An 18,853-nucleotide genomic window follows, 5' to 3' on the forward strand; every position below is an offset into this window, starting at 1 on the left:
GCCGTTGCAAAAGCTAAAGCGAAAAAAAATAACGAACAAGAGAGTCCTTTACCTAACTCAGATAACAGTCAGGTAGAACAAGTAACAAGCCAAGCTGATGATAAAAAAGCTCGGATTGCGGCTGCCGTTGCAAAAGCTAAAGCTAAGGTAAATGCTAAAAAAGCCCAAGAACAAGAAGCTCACTTACAAGTCAATAACAGTGATAACACATCACCTTTAAAACCTAGCAATGAAGAATTAGAATAATTATGGCATTTTGGATAGCAAGTTCGCCCCATAATCACAATCAAACCGAAACATCGGCTTTAATGCGTTTAGTCATTTATGCTTTATTCCCTGGGATATATGCTCAATGGTACTTCTTTGGCTGGGGTAATATTATTCATATAGCATTAGCTATCACCACAGCATTACTCTGTGAATTTTTCGCTTTATCACTACGAAGTAATTCAAAGAAAATCAATAAACAATTGTTCGATGGTAGTGCCATATTAACGGCAATACTAATTGGTATTTGTTTACCTGCTGTTGCTCCATGGTGGATTTCAGTTATTGGCGCTGCATTTGCTATTTTAGTGGTAAAACAACTCTATGGTGGTTTAGGGCACAACCCATTCAACCCAGCGATGGCTGCTTACGTTATGTTGCTCATTTCTTTTCCTGTTCAAATGACATCATGGCAGCCGCCATTGCACCTGATGAATATAGATTTAAATTTCACCAATACGTTAACCACAATATTTACCGGTTTTACCAATGAAGGCTACTCCGTCGAGCAACTTCGCACGAGTATTGACGGCTTTACTATGGCTACGCCATTAGACACTTTAAAAACGAACCTAAATTTAGGTTTTACCACATTAGAAATCATACAAAACAACTTATTTTCTAATACTATAGGTCCAAGTTTAGGTTTTGCTTTTGGTTGGGAGTGGGTAAATATTGCATTTTTAATTGGCGGCTTAATCCTAATAGCCAAAAAAGCTGTTGCTTGGCAAACCCCTATTAGCTTTTTAGTAAGCTTATTTATCTGTTCTTTTATTGCTTATAGTCTAAGCCCAGATACCAGTGCTTCACCTCTACTCCACTGGACAACAGGTGGTTGTATGTTAGGGGCATTCTTTATTTTAACAGACCCTGTCTCTGGTGCTACAAGTGTAAAAGGTCGATTAATTATGGGTGCTTTAGCAGGATTATTAGTGTACTTGATTAGAACGTTTGGTGGCTATCCCGACGGTATTGCCTTTGCTGTGTTACTTTGTAATATGACAGCCCCTTTAATAGATCAATATACACGTCCGCGTACCTACGGCCATGATATTGATAGTAACAAAGGTTAAATAATGACTAACTCTTTACCCCCTAATAAAAATGCTAAAGATAAATCAGCATTCCGATTACCAATACAAAAAAATAGTCAAATACTCGCAATATTCGCTATTGTTTGTACAGTTATCGTTGGCCTAGTTAATGAATTAACAAAAGATAGAATACAAGAACAAACACAATTGCAATTATTAAATACATTGCATGAAATAATTGAGCCAAGTAGTTATAACAACGAAATAACTCAAGACTGTGTGAATATTAGTTCACTTTTACTTGGTAGCACCCAAAATACCAATATAGTGCAAAAAGCTTACATAGCTCGTAATAATAACTCTCCTGTAGCAGTAGCTATCACAAGTACAGCACTCGATGGCTATAATGGTAAAATTGAACTGATTGTTGCTATCAATATAGATAATAGTATTAGTGGCGTTAGAGTGTTAAAGCATCAAGAAACGCCGGGGTTAGGTGATAAAGTAGAGCTTAAAAAAAGTAACTGGATCACAGCCTTTAATGGTAAAAAGCTATTGTCAGAGCTAGACACTCGCTGGCAGGTAACAAAAGATGGTGGTACTTTTGATCAATTTACCGGAGCAACTATTACGCCAAGGGCAATCGTTAAAGCAGTGAAAAACACGCTATTATTTTTTATCGAAAACAAAAACAAAGTATTAACGCTTCCTAATAGCTGTTTAATAGGTGATCAAGAACCTCAACCTGAATATGAGGCTACTAATGAATACTAGTGAAAATAATGTAAATGAAGCTCCTCAATTGTCAGAGAACAATATTGAGCTTGAGCAACAATTAGCAGAAAAAACATTAGCCCAAAAAGCACTTAAAGCTGAGTATAAAGAGTTAGCTATTCAAGGGCTATGGAAGAATAACCCAGGTATAGTTCAATTACTCGGCCTATGCCCATTGCTAGCAGTAACCGCCACCATCACCAATGCTTTAGGTTTAGGACTAGCGACCTTGTTAGTTCTAGTCGCCTCTAATGCTACTGTTTCTGCTATCCGTCATTGGGTACCTAAAGAAATTCGCATCCCTATTTTTGTCTTAATTATTGCTTCATTTGTTACTTGTGTTCAGCTATTAATGAACGCATATACTTATGGTATATATCAATCATTGGGAATATTTCTCCCATTAATCGTCACCAATTGTGCCATTATTGGTAGAGCAGAGGCTTACGCATCTAAAAATCCAGTAAAACAAGCCAGTTTTGATGGCTTAATGATGGGACTTGGTTTTGCATTAGTGTTAATTTTGCTAGGCGCGATTCGAGAAATCTTAGGACAAGGTACATTATTTGATGGTGCTCACTTACTCTTTGGTGATTGGGCAGGTGTTTTACGCATTGAAGTGGTAAAATTAGATAGTCAGTTTTTATTAGCCATACTCCCTCCAGGAGCGTTTATTGCTATGGGCTTTATCATCGCACTTAAAAACAGTATTGATACTTATATAAAACAACGTCAACCCAAAAAAGAAAAAGCCACTATTGAGCGAGTTAGAGTTAACTTTGACTCATAAGTAACATGATACCAATTGCAATGAATAATAGTGACCGATACAAATGAATAAAGCCAAACGATTAGAAATGCTGACTAGGCTGCGTGATAATAATCCGGAGCCAACGACAGAGTTAAACTTTAGTACCCCTTTTGAATTACTAATAGCAGTACTTCTTTCGGCCCAAGCAACAGATGTAGGGGTAAATAAAGCAACCGCAAAATTATATCCGGTAGCGAACACTCCTCAAGCAATACTTGATCTAGGCTTAGAAGGGTTAATTTCTTATGTGAAAACCATAGGCTTATTTAATACCAAAGCTAAAAACACCATGAAAACCTGTCAAATGTTGGTTGACTTACATGGTGGTGAAGTACCAGAGAATCGAGCTGCACTCGAAGCATTACCCGGTGTTGGTAGAAAAACAGCCAATGTTGTATTAAACACTGCTTTTGGTTGGCTTAAAGATAATGAAGGTAACTACTTTTTAGCCGTTGATACTCATATTCAGCGACTAGCAAACCGTACAGGCTATGCCAAAGGTAAAACGGTTGAACAAACAGAACAGGCGATAATAAAAAACACACCAAACAAAACAGAATTTATGTTCAATTTGCATCACTGGTTCATTTTACATGGACGTTACACTTGCACTGCACGTAAGCCTAAATGTGGTTCTTGTATCATTGAAGATTTATGTGATTTTAAAGAGAAAACAGATTAACGCTACTTATTTTAGCTTTTGCTTTAAAAACTCGACAACCCGTTTATGGCGCATTTTTACCGCTGAAAGTTTTAGCTGATGAATATTCGCAATATCCTGAAAACTTAATTCACTACGATAACGTAATAGCATAATGTTACGATCGGTCAATGATAAATGTTGTATTAGCTCAGATAATACGGAAGCAGGGTCTTCGCTATCAGTCTTCTCATCTATTAAGTTTTCGAGGTATTCTTCATCATTCTCAATAATTCCCCAACGTCGCTCTCTTATCTTGTTAATACATTCGTTATAAGCAATTTTGAATAGCCATGCTCTAAAAGACACAACCCACTTAAAAGCCTTTAAATTTTTTAATGTTTTTATAAGAGTTTCTTGTACTACATCCTCAGCATCAGACTGATTATTAAGCAATTTTACACAGTACCCTTTTAATTCAGGTAAATATGGAGTAATTAACTGCTGAAATAAACGCGTATCATAAGGAAGACGCTCTTGTACTAAAACAACAAGCTGTCGTTCATTAAGCATAGTAAACAGTAACTCTTCTTGAAGGCTTTAATTTAATCGAAAAACTATTAGTTATAGTTAATCGATTGCAGAAATTAATTTAAGGTTATTACGAACAAAAAGTACTTAAGGGCTGTTGTGATCAGATATAACTACCATCTACTACTGATATAAATACAGAAGAAGTTATTAAGGCCATTACTATACCTACAGCGAATAACACTCTATTGTTCATTAAGGTTTCCTGACTCATTTGGATAAGATTTGGCACTACAGATGAGTCACTTAATCATGTATCTATGATAGGGGGAAAGTAACTTTAGCGTTTATCAAAATCGGACGTTGTTTTATCAATAACGGTCTAAATAACTTAAAAAGTAAATTTTCATGTTAAAAATAAACAGTTTACGATATATGTCTGAAATGCGACAATAATAACTTACTGATAAAATGACGTATAAAAATTTTCTATGCCATCAAAAACAATAAAAAATAACTGTTCACTATCCTCCTTTTCTTGGGGGGTATTTTTTATCTTGTTTTTTTCACCAGCAAGTCTAGCAGCGTCCATTGATTACCTTGGTAAAGAACAAGGATTAAGTAACTCCAATTTGCATACTATTTTTCAAGATAGCGATGGTATTATTTGGGCAGGTACTGAGACTGATGTTAATTGGTATTTAGGAGGACAGTTTAACGAGTTAGCTATTGAGTTAAACGATACAGGAGAGAAGCCATTAAATGTTGCCCATATTTATGAAGATAACCACAAGGGAATTTGGTTTTTAAATTTTTCTAATGGTATTTTTCGATTAGACAAACGTGAATGGAAACTAGCTAAAATCTCATTCAAAGATCTACACGGTAAATTAATAGAACTAACTGGTCATCAAGTTTTTGTTGATAAAAAAGGAACTATTTGGTTAACGACTGATTCGGGGGTATTCACTTATGATGCCAATACACAATTACTCACTGCAATTCCTATCGCAAATACTGAACCTAATGAGTTATTAATTTTTAATCAGATTAGTTATTTCTCTGATAATCAAATGGCCCTAGCAACCAGCCAAGGAGTTTATTTTTGGCAAGAGCAATACGGTAAGTTTTATCCGCTAAAATCTGACTTTTTAGAAAACAAACCCGTAGAAAAAATCATTTACAATAATGGCTATAGCTGGATATTAACGACAGAATCAGTTTATCAAGTAAATCAACAGACCGATAAAATTAAAGTTGTTTTTACTTCTGACTCCCCCACCAATAAACTGCTAGATATGCTTATTGAACATGATGCTAGCTACTGGGTAACAGCTGATAACGGTATTTATCAGTTGTCAGCAGAAAACAAACTAATCCAACACTTTCAACCTAAGCTTTTTAATCAATCGGAAAACAACAGAGCCTTAGCAATAAAGAAAATTGATGAAAGGCTATGGGTAGCCTTACCCAGTTCATTAGTTGAATATGATTATAGCAGCCAAAAAATGAAGTTTATTGCACTAGGTGCTTTTCCCAAAAGTGATGAAAGTAACGAGATACTCAATATTTTTAGTGATACGTCAAAAAACTTATGGATGATCACCTCACAAGGGATTGCCAAAGTAAGTTTTAACCGACCAACATTTAATAGTTACCTTTTTGATCCTAAGTCATCTTTTGGACCTATTAGCACATTAAGTCGTGCAATTATGTATGATTCTAAAAACCGCTTATGGTTGGGTAGCCAAGATAGAGGTATTAGCCGCTATCACAGCCAAACTAAAAAGTGGGACTACTTTTCTCATCGTATAAATGACAAAAGCGCCTTGTCCAATAATCATGTAAGAGCCCTTCTTGAAGATTCACAAGGTGACATTTGGGCAGGAACAGAAGGAGGTGGCCTTAATTTATTTAACGAAGAAACCAAAAAATGGCAGCAATTTAAACAAAACGGTTGGCAAGATCATATTTTCAATTTACATGAAGGGAAAGCCCATAACTTATGGATAGGTCATGGCAGAGGCATCACTTCTTTTTCAACCAAATCTCACGAATTTACCAATTACTCTCCAGTAGAAGACAATGATACGGCACCAATGGTCAGAGCATTAAGCCCTGATAATAAAGATAACTTATGGATAGGCACCCATTTTAATAAAACAAAAGAACAAGAAAAATACACTTATGCGAGGGGGTTATATAAATTTAATACGCTAAGTCATGAATGGAAGAACTTTAATCATGATCCCGAACAGCCAGATAGTTTATCTAATGATTTAATATTTGCCATTAAAGTAGACAGTCATCAAGATGTTTGGGTGGGAACTTGGGGGGGAGGCATTAATTTATTAAAAAATGATGGTAAAAGTTTCCAGCATTACACAATGAAAGATGGTCTTTCGAGCAATGTTATTTATGCTATTTTTGAAGATACATTAGGTAATCTGTGGATTAGCTCGGCTGGAGGGCTTGATAAAATGACCCCTTGTCATAGATACCCAGTCACATCTAACTATCAATGCAAACCGATAATAAAACACTATAAATTTTCAACTCCGTTATCGGAAATTGAATTTGATTCCGAGAGCGCGTTTCAGGCCGAGGACGGTACAATATATTTTGGCGGCTTAAATGGTGTACTTAGTTTTAATCCAGAAAAACGTATGGGCTCTAACCCAAATATTCCCAAAAACACATTTTTTAGCCAACTTAGAATTAAAGACCAATTAATCACGCCTGAATTACATCAAGGTTTAGATCAATGGATAGGCTACGCAGATAAATTACAACTCAGTTATGATGATCAGCCCTTCTCACTCTCTGTCGCTAATAATGAATTTACTCAACCAGAAGAAAACCAGTATCGCTATAGAGTTGATAACGGCTATTGGTCAAGCATCAATCCTGATTTCAAAGACTTAACATTTAGAAAGCTACCATTTGGGCAGTATAAAATTGAAATTGATTCCAGTAATAACGAAGGTATGTGGTCTAATAATCCCAAAACACTAATGCTAACAGTTACCCCGCCATTTTATTACTCTTGGCTAGCCTTTACTTTATATGCCATAACTATTATCACCGGTATTTATCTTTATATATTAGCTCGACAAAATGAACATAGAAAACGTGAAAATCAGCTTAAAAGCCAAGTAAAATTAAAAACTGTAGAAATTTTACAAAGTAAAAATGAAGTTGAAAAACTGCTTAAAGAAAAACAACATTTTATTGAAAATATATCACACGAATTAAAAACCCCATTAACACTTATTTTCAACGCATTAGAAACGGTATCTAATACCGACTTAAATGCCGAAAATAATAAAAAAATAAGTAATATCAAACATAACGGCCAACGATTATTTAATCTTGTTGAGCAATTATTGTCACTTGCTAACAACAAACAATCAACTGCCAAAAAGTCAATTGTTAAGTTAGAGCATACCTGTAAACAAATCATTAATAATTTTTCTACTTTAGCCTCAGCAAAATCGCTAACCTTTGCACTTGATTGCAAAACCAATGCCGAACTAATTATTGAAACTGAGTTGTTAGAGACTGTGTTAAGTAACCTGGTTTCAAACGCCATAAAATATGCCGAGAGTTCGAGTGAAATTAAAATTATCTGTATGTTAGATAACCCTTTTTGCATTATTAAAGTCACCAATGTAGGGCCTAATATTCCAGAACAATACGAAAATGTTATTTTCGAAAAATTTTATCGTCTTGAACATCACCACCAAACGGAAGGACAAGGCATAGGTCTTTCTTCAAGTAGAGAGCTAATTGAGTCTTATCAAGGGATGTTAACTTTAGATAATACTCAGCCTAATCTAGTTCAATTTATTATTTCCTTGCCTATTGATTTGATTTTTAATATCGATCAAACATTAATCGAGAATAAAAACAATCAAGAAGCTAATTTACAACCCAGCATCGCTATAAATCAATGTAATACCAAGCTACTTATTGTTGAAGATAACCTAGAAATAAACCAATTTCTGACGGAGTTATTGGCATCAAACTATGACGTTTTAAGCGTACACAACGGACAAGAAGCCGTTGAGCTTATTGATGGATTTCAACCTGATTTAATTTTATCTGATGTGATGATGCCATTAATGAATGGCTTTGAACTTTGTCAATTTATCAGGACAAGCAATAAACCATATAGTAAATGCCCTATCATTTTTCTTACCGCAAAAAGTGATATAGCAAGCCAAAAACAAGGCTTGCAAGTTGGTGCTACAGATTATATCAATAAGCCTTTTAGCGGCGAAATATTAAAATTAAAAATTGCTAATTTATTAGACTCATCCACCGAGACTAGAAATAAAATTACAGCAATAGCAGCTAACCATTTACAAATAGAGTTATCAAACGATAGTACTGGTAATAAGTTTATTCAACGAACTAGAGAGTTTTTAAAAATACACTTTCCTGATCCTGAGTTTAATGTAAAAAAACTATCAGAGTTATTAGCTATGGATGAAAGAACATTAAGACGTAAAACAGAACTTTATCTATCACAAAAACCTAAAGATATTATTCGAGAATATCGACTTCAATGCGCATATGAAATGCTAAAATTTGGTGATAGTATTTCAGATATATCAATAGCTTGTGGTTATACAACTTTGCCACACTTTTCGAAATGTTTTAAAGATAAGTATCAAGAAACCCCAAAACAAACTCAGCGAAAACTTATTATTGAAAATAACCAATAAAGAATGTGTTGTTAATAAAAAATACCCTTCTTCTATTATTGCATGACTTAAATAAGTACAATTTACCGATAGAAGCGTAGAAACTAAGTAATACCCATGTACTAAGATTTTATCTTGCTATAAATTCACAATCAAAGGAATATCAATGAAATTTTTACATGCTATGGTGCGCGTTCGTGATCTTGAGCAATCACTAGACTTTTACATCAACAAGCTCGGTTTAATTGAAACAAAGCGCGTAGATGTACCTGAAGGCAAATTCACCTTAATCTACTTAGCTACAGCGATAGGAGAGCCTGAAGTTGAATTAACTCATAACTGGGGCTCAGAAGAAAACTATAAAGGTGGGCGTAACTTTGGTCATTTAGCTTTTGAAGTAGATGATATTTATCAAACATGTTTAGCGCTACAAAACAGTGGTGTGGTTATTAATCGTCCACCACGATGTGGCAATATGGCATTTATTAAATCACCTGATAATATTTCAATTGAGTTATTACAAAAAGGTGATGCACTACCGCCACAAGAGCCTTGGTTAAGCATGGAAAATATAGGCTCTTGGTAGTATTTGAGCACTATCATTAACGAGCTAAGTATATTATTGCCAATAATATACTTAGCTCTTAGCAATATTTATTGAGCTAACGCCTCTTTAAGCGCTGCTAAACATAATAAGACATTTTCATTACGCGCAGTATGGCCCATTAATCCAATTCGCCAAGCAGTGCCTGCAAATTTACCTAAACCTGCACCAATTTCTAAATTATATTCTGTTAATAAGAATTGACGAACCTTAGCATCATCAACACCTTCTGGAATATAAACGAGATTTAATTGTGGTAAACGTTCTCCTTCAGGTACGATAAACTCAAGCCCTAAGCTTTCTAAGCCAGACGCTAATTTTTTATGTTGTGCTTGATGGCGTGCCCAACTATTTTCCAAACCTTCATTTTGTAACATAACTAATGATTCATGTAGTGCATATAAAGAGTTTACTGGTGCGGTATGATGGTAGCTGCGTTTACCCTGCCCTGACCAATATCCCATCACCAATGATTGGTCTAAAAACCAACTTTGTACAGAGCTATCACGATTTTTAATAATTTCAGCCGCCTTATCACTAAAGCTTATTGGTGATAATCCTGGCACACAGGATAAACATTTTTGACTACCAGAATAAACTGCGTCAATCCCCCAATCATCAACTCTTAACTCAACACCGCCTAATGAGGTAACAGCATCAACAATAGTTAAACAATTATATTTACGTGCTATTTCACATAAAGTTTTACAATCAGACAGCGCACCGGTAGAAGTTTCTGCATGCACAAAAGCAACAAAACTCGCTTCTGGTGTTTGTTTTAATGCTTCTTCTAAAGCTTCTGGGTCAACTGCTTTACCCCATTCTCCTTCAACAACCACAACCTTAGCGCCAATACGGACAACATTTTCAATCATACGTGCACCAAAAACACCATTTTGACAAACAACGACCGTATCATCAGGGGTTACTAAGTTAACAAAACAAGCTTCCATTCCCGCTGAACCTGGAGCCGAAATTGCCATGGTATAGGTGTTTTTCGTCTGAAATGCATATTGTAATAATGATTTAACTTCATCCATCATTTCAATAAACTTAGGATCTAAGTGACCTATGGTAGGTCGAGCAAGTGCAGATAAAACTCTAGGGCTAACATCTGAAGGACCTGGCCCCATTAATGTACGTTCTGGTGGTATAAAAGATTGAATTGGCATAATAAACTCAAATAAAAAAATTATTAGAACAATACGATAACATTCTCTAAATTATTTATTAAATTTATCGCTATTATCTCAACTATTTATTTTAAAAATGTGTAGTAAGGATTTCTTATACTGTTATCATTATCAATAACTTATTTTTTGAATATAGCAAAAAACACACATGGCACTTAAAGCAACAATTTATAAAGCTAATATTGAGCTTGCAGACATGGATCGTAACTACTACGACTCTTTGCAACTTACCATAGCACAACACCCTTCTGAAACAGATCAACGACTTATGGTGCGTTTGATATGCTACATTTTAAATGCCCATAATGATTTACAGTTTGGCAAGGGGTTAAGTGATGAAGATGAAGCAGTAATGTGGCAAATAAACTACAGCGATGAAATTGCTTTATGGATTGAATTAGGCCAAATAGATGAAAAACGCATCAAAAAGGCTTGCAATAAATCAGCCCATGTAAAACTTTACTGTTATGGGCCAAGCGTTGAAACTTGGTGGTCACAATCGCAAAACACATTAAATAAATTTCCCAAATTGAGTATTGAACAGTTTGAAACCATTACTACAGATGCATTGGTAAAACTACTCAATAGAACGATGGAATTTCAATGCAGCATTCAAGACGGTCAACTATGGCTAAGCTGTGGTGATGAATCTTTATTAATAGAAACAACTACATTAAAAATAGAGCAGTAATTTACTACAACCTTGCTCAAACTTAATAGAAAACACAGGAAAATAATATGATTAAAAAAATCTCAACGTCTTTATTTACAGCCAGCATATTAGCAACAAGTATCGTCTCCTCATTTTCGACTTTAGCAGAGCAAAGCACGATATCTTTAGCACAAGTGACTAAAGATATAACCTACTTAGCCAGTGACAATTTAAAAGGTAGAGGAAATTTCTCTACCGAAATTAAACAAGCGGCCAGTTACATAGCAAGCCGTTTTCAAGAAAGCGGTTTAATCGGCACTGAAGATATCGCATCGCATAGCTTTTTACAGAAATATAAAATATCAAAAATGAGTTCTACAAAACTCGACTTAGTTTTAAATGGACAAGCACAGCTCACTGACAACTTAACAATAGCCAGTACAGCAACAGACGTGTCATGGTTAATGACTAATGGGGTAAAGAGCAATGAGTTTACAATTCACACTATTGGTAAAGATGATAGCTTGCGTGACGCACTGAGCAATATAAATAGCCAAGGTGGAGATCACCTAGTTCTTTTAAACCCTGCACATGAAAAAACATTCCAACGCTATCAACAACGATTTGCCCGCGGAGTCACTAAACTGGTAGAAAAAAATAATCAGCAAGATATTGGTGGCACAATAGTAATAGCGCTTTCGAAAGTAACATCAGAAGAAGTTAAAAACATAGGTCTTGTCGCTAAAAACAAAAAAAGTATCAGTGAACTTAGCAACGTAATAGCCATATTACCCGGAAAAACCAAACCAAACGAAATCGTACTTTATTCTGCCCACTATGATCATTTAGGTATGACAAATAGTGAAGGTGATCATATTTTTAATGGTGCTGATGATAATGCTTCTGGCACAACCGCAATTATTAATATTGCTCAGCATTACGCTAAACAAAATGACAATGCTCGTACCTTAATGTTTGCAGCGTTTAGTGCAGAAGAGCTCGGAGGTTTTGGATCACAATATTTTTCAAAGCAAGTAGATCCTAACAGCATCACTGCAATGATTAATATTGAAATGATTGGTAAACCGTCTAAGTTTGGCGCAGGCACAATGTGGATGACAGGAATGGAACGTTCTAATTTAGGTCAACAATTAAACCAAGTGTTAGCTAAATCGGGTAACGAAATTCATCAAGACCCTTATCCTGAACAAGGTTTGTTTTATCGTTCAGACAATGCAACATTAGCAAGATTAGGCGTACCTGCCCATAGCTTCAGTAGCACTCAATTAGACAAAGATAAACATTATCATAATGTAACTGATGATCTGTCTTCATTAAATTTACCTTCGTTACATAAAGTAATAGAAGCACTAGCAATTGCCACTCAACCTTTAGTAGATGGTTCAGTGACACCATCGCGTATTGATGTCAATAAAGTAAAAAATAGAGGTCTGATATATTAACCTACGCTCTCAAATTAAATAGCTAGAACATCAAGTGGGCAGCGCATCTGAAATTCTACTTTATTTTTTCCTTCAATTTGAAAGCCATGACGTAAATAAAGCCCTCTAGCAGGGTTTTTTAATAATACATTCAGAGTAATAGGTAGTTGAAGCTGTAATGCCTTTTTTTTAACGACCTTTAACACTTTACTGCCGATCCCTTTACCTTGATATTCAGGCAATATTTGTAATTGCCTGATATGCAAACTCTTGCTGGTATTATTAAGAGAAACGATTCCGAGTTTTAGTAGACCTATTGGTTTACGATTTCTTAGGATAATATGTGAATCGTAATAATGCTCTTTCACTCTTTCAAGGTGTTGTTCATTGGTTAGTTTTATTTTTGCATTTGCTAAATGCTTAGACATTGATTTTTTTCTTAAAATTAATAAAAAATCTAAATCTTCATGCGTAACGTTTCTAAAGCCTATTGTAAATTTCATTTAAATAGTTTTTAATTTTTCTGTATAAGGACAGTATAACAATATTTTCTGAAATAAAATCTACATAAGTACGATAATTATTGCGTAATCAGTAGCTATATCATCAACCTAAGTTTATAAGGTTAAGATCTGCGTTTAGCTATCAACAGTGCTGTAACAATAAACAAGGAACCAATAGCAAGTCGTGCAAGCTCTTCTGTTGTACCACCTTTTGCTTCACCAAACACAAATAAAGAAGCAAACATAGCTAACGGCACAACAGCATTATTAAAGGTAGCTAATACTCCGACACTTGTTTGAGTTCCTCCTTTATTCCAAAAAAAGAAACTAAGTCCTGAAGCTATTACCCCCATATACACTAAGACCAACAACTGCTCAGGTGTTGCATCTAAAGGTAAAGGTGGCTTTTGTGAAATTAATAATGTTGCAAGTATAGTAAAGACAGTAGCACCAAGATATAAAAAGCCAAAAACAGAGCTGTCGCTAATATGTGGTCGTTTTTGTTTCCAATCACGATAATAAACTTGCCCAAACGCAAAAGCAATATTAGCTATTTGCATAAGACCAAACCCTAACCAAATTTCGTTTGAGTCAATATTGCCCATTTTTATAATCGCTGCTCCAAACACCGAAAGTATAGTGGCTAATAAATACCAAGGAGTAAAACTGCGTTGTCGCAGGTCATTAATAATAACAATATAAAGCGGTGTAAGTACGCTAAATAGTGCAACTAAATGGGAGGGTAAATAACGAAAAGCAGAGAGATAACAGGTATACATTACACCATACTGAAAAGCTCCCAGTAATATCAGTTGCTTTTTTTCTTGCCAGTTAGTATTGCGTAGCTTTATAAAAGGAAGAAAAGCAAGTAATGCCAACAATAGTCGAGTATCAGCGATCTGCAGTGGATCAATACCTTTAAGCGTATTACCAATAAGACCAAAAGAAAAAGCCCAAATCAACGTAGTTATCACTAAATAAATCATTCAAAATCTCTATAAGTAAAGTTAATGTATTTAATAACTACCCTAATAAATACACAATTTCATCTTGCTCAAATACTGCTTAAAACTATTCCCCCTAATCAATGAATAGGGGGTACTAAACCTTTACTATATTACCAATGGTAAGTAGCACTAATAGTATATTGCTCACCACGACCAGGGGTACCAGGCACTTCTTCAAAAGACTCATCCCAAAGGTTATCAGCAGCAAGCATAATATCTAAACCTTTAATTTGTGAAGGAGATATTTTTACCGTTAGGTGTGTAAATAAAGCATCTTCATCTCCGTTGCGAAGAATATTTTCTTGCTGCTTACGCCATTCATTATCAACACGCACTTCAACAATGCTAGTAGGACGCCAGATCACACCTAAGGTTACACGGTGGTCTGGAAAGTTCAAAGCATAAAAGCTAGCATCAATATCAGCAAGGCCGTAGTCTTCCGATTTATCGAGAAAGGTATAACTAGTGATTATTTCAGCATTTTCTAACCGCTTTATTGCAATTAACTCAACACCTAATGTATCTATGTCAACCGGATTGGCAGTACGAGCAGAGGTTGAACTTAAGCTGTAAGTCCAATCTGTTAAATCATTATCTTGTCGATAAAAAATAGCAGAATCCAAACGCCAAGTGTCGCGATCTAAGGCGAGTCCTAGTTCAATATTTTTCGTAGTTTCTCGATCAAGCTCGTAATTACTTCTAAATAATCCACCGGTATTACTTCCACCAATAGCCGTATAACCAGCTACTTGACTAGCTTCTGCATAAGAAACATAAAGTGTTTGAGAAGTATCATCTGCATTGATTGTATTCCATGTGATATCACCAATTAATGAAGCTTGTGAATCGTCACGGTTCGTATCATCAAAAGCAGCACCTAAACGAAAAGATAACTGTTGTTCATCAGCTAACTCTATTCTATATTCAGGTAATACACTGAATTTGTAATAGGAACGAGAGGTAAAATTATTTTCAAGTGAGGTTGATGTAATGTTATCTTCTATAAACTGTGCTGAATAATTTAATGCAAATTCAGCTGTTTGTACATGACGACCAGACAAACCTATCGATTTTACATTCGTTTCATGAAAAGATTGAAATGATTCTGGGTTTTCACGAGAAAAAATATAATGATCGTTGTTATTACGATAATAAGCAGATACTTCAAATGTACTATTTTGAGCATAATGCTGTTTATGATTCAATATAAATAACTCTGTTTTAATATCTTCAGTTTCATTAACATTAAATGGTGTGTACATATTCGGCCAGCCAAAAAACTTTTCTTGAGAGCCAAAAAACAAATCAGTTTGAGATGATGGACTCGCTAACTGAATGCGGCCTGAAGCTCGCTGAAAGTCGTGATCGCCAAACTCTATAGTACCGTCACTTTCAGAGCGTGAATATTCACCTTCAAAACCAATAGTCCAATCAGTGAAATCGTCAAGTTCAATACTAACAGCACTATGTATTCGTTGTAGATTAGAATTATTATTACCTACCCCAATTGAAGCACTACCCGACGTTTTTATCTCTTTCCATTCACGAGATACAGTTCCTACAGAGCTATTCATCCCTAGAAGCGCATTATCAACCCCTGTAAGTACGTTAGCATTACTCAACATTTCTTGAGCAATAGGAATTTCAGCAAAGTAATGCCCCGTTTGTGGGTCAACTAAAGTGGCACTGCCGACCCTAAACCCGGTATTTTCAAAAATTCCACCACGAATTGTTACATCTGCTTGGGCTTCAGCCATATTACGTGATTGAAGATCTACACGTGGGTCATATTCTAAATTTGACACTGGCGAGCCAAAGGTCCCTACAGGTTTGTTATTTGCTGTAGTTGAACCTTCCACCATGATTTTTTCAATATCATGACTTGATTCTTCCATCTCATTTTTTACTTCATTATTTGTTTCCTTATTCACATCAGATGCTAATACAGAAGTCGATAGACTAAATAACAAAGCAGGTAAGGCAACTTGTACAATTCGAATCATGTTAATATTCTCTATTCACTCTATTGGTAAAAAACGATCTTTTCTTTTAAGCACAAAATACATCTACAAAAGTTAACTGCTTCAATTGCTAATGTAAAAACAGAGCTTAAATATCGAAACATCAAGCAGGAATACCATCAGTGATATTAGCTTTAGTTATAATCGTTAGGTTGACGGGCATTATATAGCAGTCAGTAAAACATCATAGATGTAAACTAGACAAGAAGTAACTTGGTTTACATTAGTACAAAAAGAGACCACAACTGATGTAGATTATCAATTGGCGTTTACTGGTTTGGTGAGAATATAGCAGCACTAATAGCTAAAATTTATCACAAATTGATTACGACAAAGTTTATAACAAGCTTTCAGTATAAAAAATCGTTAATATGAATATTTTAACTCATTTGTTCACAGCAATAATCGAAATATCACTAACACTATATAAAGAATCAATTACCTCGAACATTAAATACATTAACGCTACTTATATTTATGTAATATTTTTTTAGGGATATGACAGTAATCATTTGGAAAGCGAGATAACCTTTCTTGGTGTTCCTCGTCACTTTTCACATAATTAAGAAGCGGTAATATTTCTACAACAATCTTATCCGCATCATCACGACAGTTAATAAACCGAGTAGCACTTTTGAGGTGACTACTTTGTTTGCTGTATATTCCAGTTCGGTATTTCTTTCCTACATCTTCCCCTTGCTTATCAATACTATATGGATCAATTATTTCAAAAAAATAACCAATAAGTTCATTAACATTAACTACATTGGGAGAAAAAATTACTTTTACACACTCAGCATAACCATCATAACTACTTTTAGTACTATCCGTTAACCCATTAGCTCGTCCTGCTTCAGTTTTAGAAACCCCTGGTAGATACTTAAGAAACTCCTGTACTCCCCAAAGACATCCACCAGCAAAATAAATAACTTCCACTTCGTTGTTATCATGATTATATTCTTCAATCTTCATTTTTACTCTTTACAAAAAGGTTTTTGGTTCGTTGCTTTCGTTAATATACTTTTACCATAACTCGCTATTACATTATTTATCAATAACACCCGAATATCAGTCAGCATCTTTGCAAACAAAAGTAAGTTATCGACTTCAATGGTAACATCATAAGCTATCCCCTATTCTATCAAGTTAAACCGAAAGATAAGCAATACCTTTATTTTACAGTGAATAAGTCTAATACATTATATAAAGACAACAAATAAAAAATAACTGTTGGCTTTTCTTCATTCATCGCTTATTTTAGCCCATTATTGCCTCCCTTAAGCAAGGCCTTATGCCAATTTAGAGTAATTTAATGATTTCACGTAAACATCACAAAATAGTATTTTCTTTTTTTATGGCATTGCTCATGTCATGTATTATGTCTTTCGTTATCAGTGTTTTTAACGTAGGTATGGTGAGCAACATCATTGATATTTGGTTAAACGCTTGGAGCTTTGCTTTTCTCGTTGCATTTCCAGCCATCATTATTGTGTCTCCTATCGTCCATAAACTCGTTAACATTGTATTACATGAGGAATAAACAGCAGCTAATTCACTTTTTCATTAGCAATTAGGAGTAAAAGCTTACTCTATAATTATTCTATATATTCTTTATTCTCGACAATCATTTATCAAATATTGTCAATATAGCGATAATGATAAAGGGCTACATCTATGTTGATTAAATAAAAATTAGCACCTTTTGCACCTTCTGATATTTAATAATGCATGAAAAATGAGTTGTAATAGTAATTTACCTCCGTGTATCATCCTTAAGGTGTTTAAATAACAAGCTAAAAATTAACCTGCATTAAGTGTTAGTCGTATGCTAAACCGTTAAATAAATATAAGCGAAAAGGATAAAAACAATGATAAAAGTTAGCGTGATGTATCCAAAGTCTTTAGATGGAACTTTCGACATAAACTATTACTGTAAAACACATATTCCGTTAGTTGGAGAACTGTTGGGAGATAGCTTAAAGCATGTAACTGTTGATTCTGGCCTTGCTGGTGGTGCTCCTGGGGAAGATCCTGCCTTTATTGCAATGGCACATATGACATTTGATTCAGTTGAAAGTTTTGAAGAAGCTTTTGGGCCTAATGCCGAGACCATAATGGCGGATTTGGCAAATTTTACAAATATACAACCTCAAATTCAAATTAGTGAAATTAAACTCTAATATATTCTATCAACAAGAACTTCACTGTAGTATAAAAGTAGAGAATAGTTGGTTGTTTTTGATGATTTATTGTTATAACCAACTGTTTATTATCACTAATTAGTCTCTTAATCTATGGTAGATTTTTCTAACACTACTATTTTTTCTCTAATTGCTTCCGCTTCAGCGGTAATCATAGCATACGATTTAATATCGCCACTTCTTTGTGCGTTCATCGCTAGTTCAAGCTTAGCTTCATAAGCCTTATTTAACTTTTTAACTGGATCTTTCTTAAAAATTGCGAACATTATCATTACTCCTAAAATGGTAGTAATTAATTATACGCAGATAAACATATTTTGGTTTACTTATTGCGAACGATTAAAGGATAACAATACGTAAGATTTAAGTTTAAAGTTTATATTTATACCAATTTCACTAACTATGTGATCATTTCTACTTGTTAAAACCATCAACTACATCATTATTTATTTAATAATTAGAAC

General features: G+C 34.7%; 17 protein-coding genes and 1 pseudogene. 11 read left to right on the forward strand and 7 right to left on the reverse strand.

Features of this window, described 5'->3' with window-relative positions; all coding sequences use genetic code 11:
* The 5 genes and pseudogenes from KO509_RS06965 to nth form a co-directional block, all read left to right on the forward strand.
* A pseudogene (locus KO509_RS06965) lies at positions 1 to 246 on the forward strand (hypothetical protein); the annotation flags it as partial.
* A gap of 2 nt (positions 247 to 248) precedes the next feature.
* On the forward strand, positions 249 to 1,340 hold the full coding sequence (rsxD, locus tag KO509_RS06970; protein WP_215972570.1) for an electron transport complex subunit RsxD: 1,092 nt from the start codon (positions 249 to 251) through the stop codon (positions 1,338 to 1,340).
* 3 nt (positions 1,341 to 1,343) lie between these two features.
* Positions 1,344 to 2,075 carry an electron transport complex subunit RsxG gene (gene rsxG / locus KO509_RS06975; RefSeq protein ID WP_215972571.1) on the forward strand — a complete coding sequence of 244 codons (732 nt, stop codon included), beginning with the start codon at positions 1,344 to 1,346 and terminating at the stop codon, positions 2,073 to 2,075.
* Positions 2,065 to 2,865, forward strand: coding sequence for an electron transport complex subunit E (locus tag KO509_RS06980; protein ID WP_215972572.1), 801 nt, complete (start codon positions 2,065 to 2,067; stop codon positions 2,863 to 2,865). The genes rsxG and KO509_RS06980 overlap by 11 nt, the downstream gene beginning before the upstream one ends.
* 43 nt (positions 2,866 to 2,908) lie before the next feature.
* A complete protein-coding gene (gene nth / locus KO509_RS06985; protein WP_215972573.1) occupies positions 2,909 to 3,568 on the forward strand; it encodes an endonuclease III in 660 nt (219 codons plus the stop codon).
* Positions 3,569 to 3,574: 6 nt separating this feature from the next.
* Here the strand turns inward: nth and sigX are convergent, their stop codons facing one another.
* Positions 3,575 to 4,099 (reverse strand): RNA polymerase sigma factor SigX, encoded by a 525-nt coding sequence (sigX, locus tag KO509_RS06990; protein ID WP_215972574.1) that lies wholly within the window; start codon positions 4,097 to 4,099, stop codon positions 3,575 to 3,577.
* 515 nt (positions 4,100 to 4,614) lie between these two features.
* On the opposite strand from sigX, the gene KO509_RS06995 reads away from it, so the two are divergent.
* Positions 4,615 to 8,787, forward strand: coding sequence for a two-component regulator propeller domain-containing protein (locus KO509_RS06995; protein ID WP_215972575.1), 4,173 nt, complete (start codon positions 4,615 to 4,617; stop codon positions 8,785 to 8,787).
* A gap of 145 nt (positions 8,788 to 8,932) precedes the next feature.
* On the forward strand, positions 8,933 to 9,352 hold the full coding sequence (locus KO509_RS07000; RefSeq protein ID WP_215972576.1) for a VOC family protein: 420 nt from the start codon (positions 8,933 to 8,935) through the stop codon (positions 9,350 to 9,352).
* Positions 9,353 to 9,420: 68 nt separating this feature from the next.
* Here KO509_RS07000 and KO509_RS07005 read toward each other — a convergent pair whose 3' ends face one another.
* Positions 9,421 to 10,542: an alanine--glyoxylate aminotransferase family protein gene (locus KO509_RS07005; RefSeq protein ID WP_215972577.1), complete on the reverse strand. Its 1,122-nt coding sequence runs from the start codon at positions 10,540 to 10,542 to the stop codon at positions 9,421 to 9,423.
* A 169-nt stretch (positions 10,543 to 10,711) separates the two neighbouring features.
* Here KO509_RS07005 and KO509_RS07010 point away from each other — a divergent pair, with 169 nt between their 5' ends.
* Both KO509_RS07010 and KO509_RS07015 read left to right on the forward strand, forming a co-directional pair.
* Complete coding sequence (locus KO509_RS07010) at positions 10,712 to 11,254, forward strand: YaeQ family protein (protein WP_215972578.1); 543 nt, start codon at positions 10,712 to 10,714, stop codon at positions 11,252 to 11,254.
* A 47-nt stretch (positions 11,255 to 11,301) separates the two neighbouring features.
* Complete coding sequence (locus KO509_RS07015; RefSeq protein ID WP_215972579.1) at positions 11,302 to 12,678, forward strand: M28 family peptidase; 1,377 nt, start codon at positions 11,302 to 11,304, stop codon at positions 12,676 to 12,678.
* A 14-nt stretch (positions 12,679 to 12,692) separates the two neighbouring features.
* Here the strand turns inward: KO509_RS07015 and KO509_RS07020 are convergent, their stop codons facing one another.
* The 4 genes from KO509_RS07020 to KO509_RS07035 form a co-directional block, all read right to left on the reverse strand.
* Complete coding sequence (locus KO509_RS07020) at positions 12,693 to 13,160, reverse strand: GNAT family N-acetyltransferase (protein WP_215972580.1); 468 nt, start codon at positions 13,158 to 13,160, stop codon at positions 12,693 to 12,695.
* Positions 13,161 to 13,282: 122 nt separating this feature from the next.
* Positions 13,283 to 14,146, reverse strand: coding sequence for an EamA family transporter (locus KO509_RS07025; protein WP_215972581.1), 864 nt, complete (start codon positions 14,144 to 14,146; stop codon positions 13,283 to 13,285).
* A 131-nt stretch (positions 14,147 to 14,277) separates the two neighbouring features.
* On the reverse strand, positions 14,278 to 16,170 hold the full coding sequence (locus KO509_RS07030; protein ID WP_215972582.1) for a TonB-dependent receptor: 1,893 nt from the start codon (positions 16,168 to 16,170) through the stop codon (positions 14,278 to 14,280).
* Positions 16,171 to 16,653: 483 nt separating this feature from the next.
* Positions 16,654 to 17,160, reverse strand: coding sequence for a peptide-methionine (S)-S-oxide reductase (locus KO509_RS07035; RefSeq protein WP_215972583.1), 507 nt, complete (start codon positions 17,158 to 17,160; stop codon positions 16,654 to 16,656).
* A 340-nt stretch (positions 17,161 to 17,500) separates the two neighbouring features.
* Between KO509_RS07035 and KO509_RS07040 the strand changes: the two genes are divergently transcribed.
* Together KO509_RS07040 and KO509_RS07045 are read left to right on the forward strand one after the other, a co-directional pair.
* Positions 17,501 to 17,728: a DUF2798 domain-containing protein gene (locus tag KO509_RS07040; protein ID WP_215972584.1), complete on the forward strand. Its 228-nt coding sequence runs from the start codon at positions 17,501 to 17,503 to the stop codon at positions 17,726 to 17,728.
* A 328-nt stretch (positions 17,729 to 18,056) separates the two neighbouring features.
* Positions 18,057 to 18,368 carry an EthD family reductase gene (locus KO509_RS07045; RefSeq protein WP_215972585.1) on the forward strand — a complete coding sequence of 104 codons (312 nt, stop codon included), beginning with the start codon at positions 18,057 to 18,059 and terminating at the stop codon, positions 18,366 to 18,368.
* Positions 18,369 to 18,475: 107 nt separating this feature from the next.
* Here the strand turns inward: KO509_RS07045 and KO509_RS07050 are convergent, their stop codons facing one another.
* Complete coding sequence (locus KO509_RS07050; protein ID WP_215972586.1) at positions 18,476 to 18,655, reverse strand: DUF6435 family protein; 180 nt, start codon at positions 18,653 to 18,655, stop codon at positions 18,476 to 18,478.
* Positions 18,656 to 18,853: the final 198 nt, after the last annotated feature.

It is taken from the genome of Colwellia sp. C2M11, assembly GCF_018860915.1.
Classification (GTDB): domain Bacteria; phylum Pseudomonadota; class Gammaproteobacteria; order Enterobacterales; family Alteromonadaceae; genus Colwellia.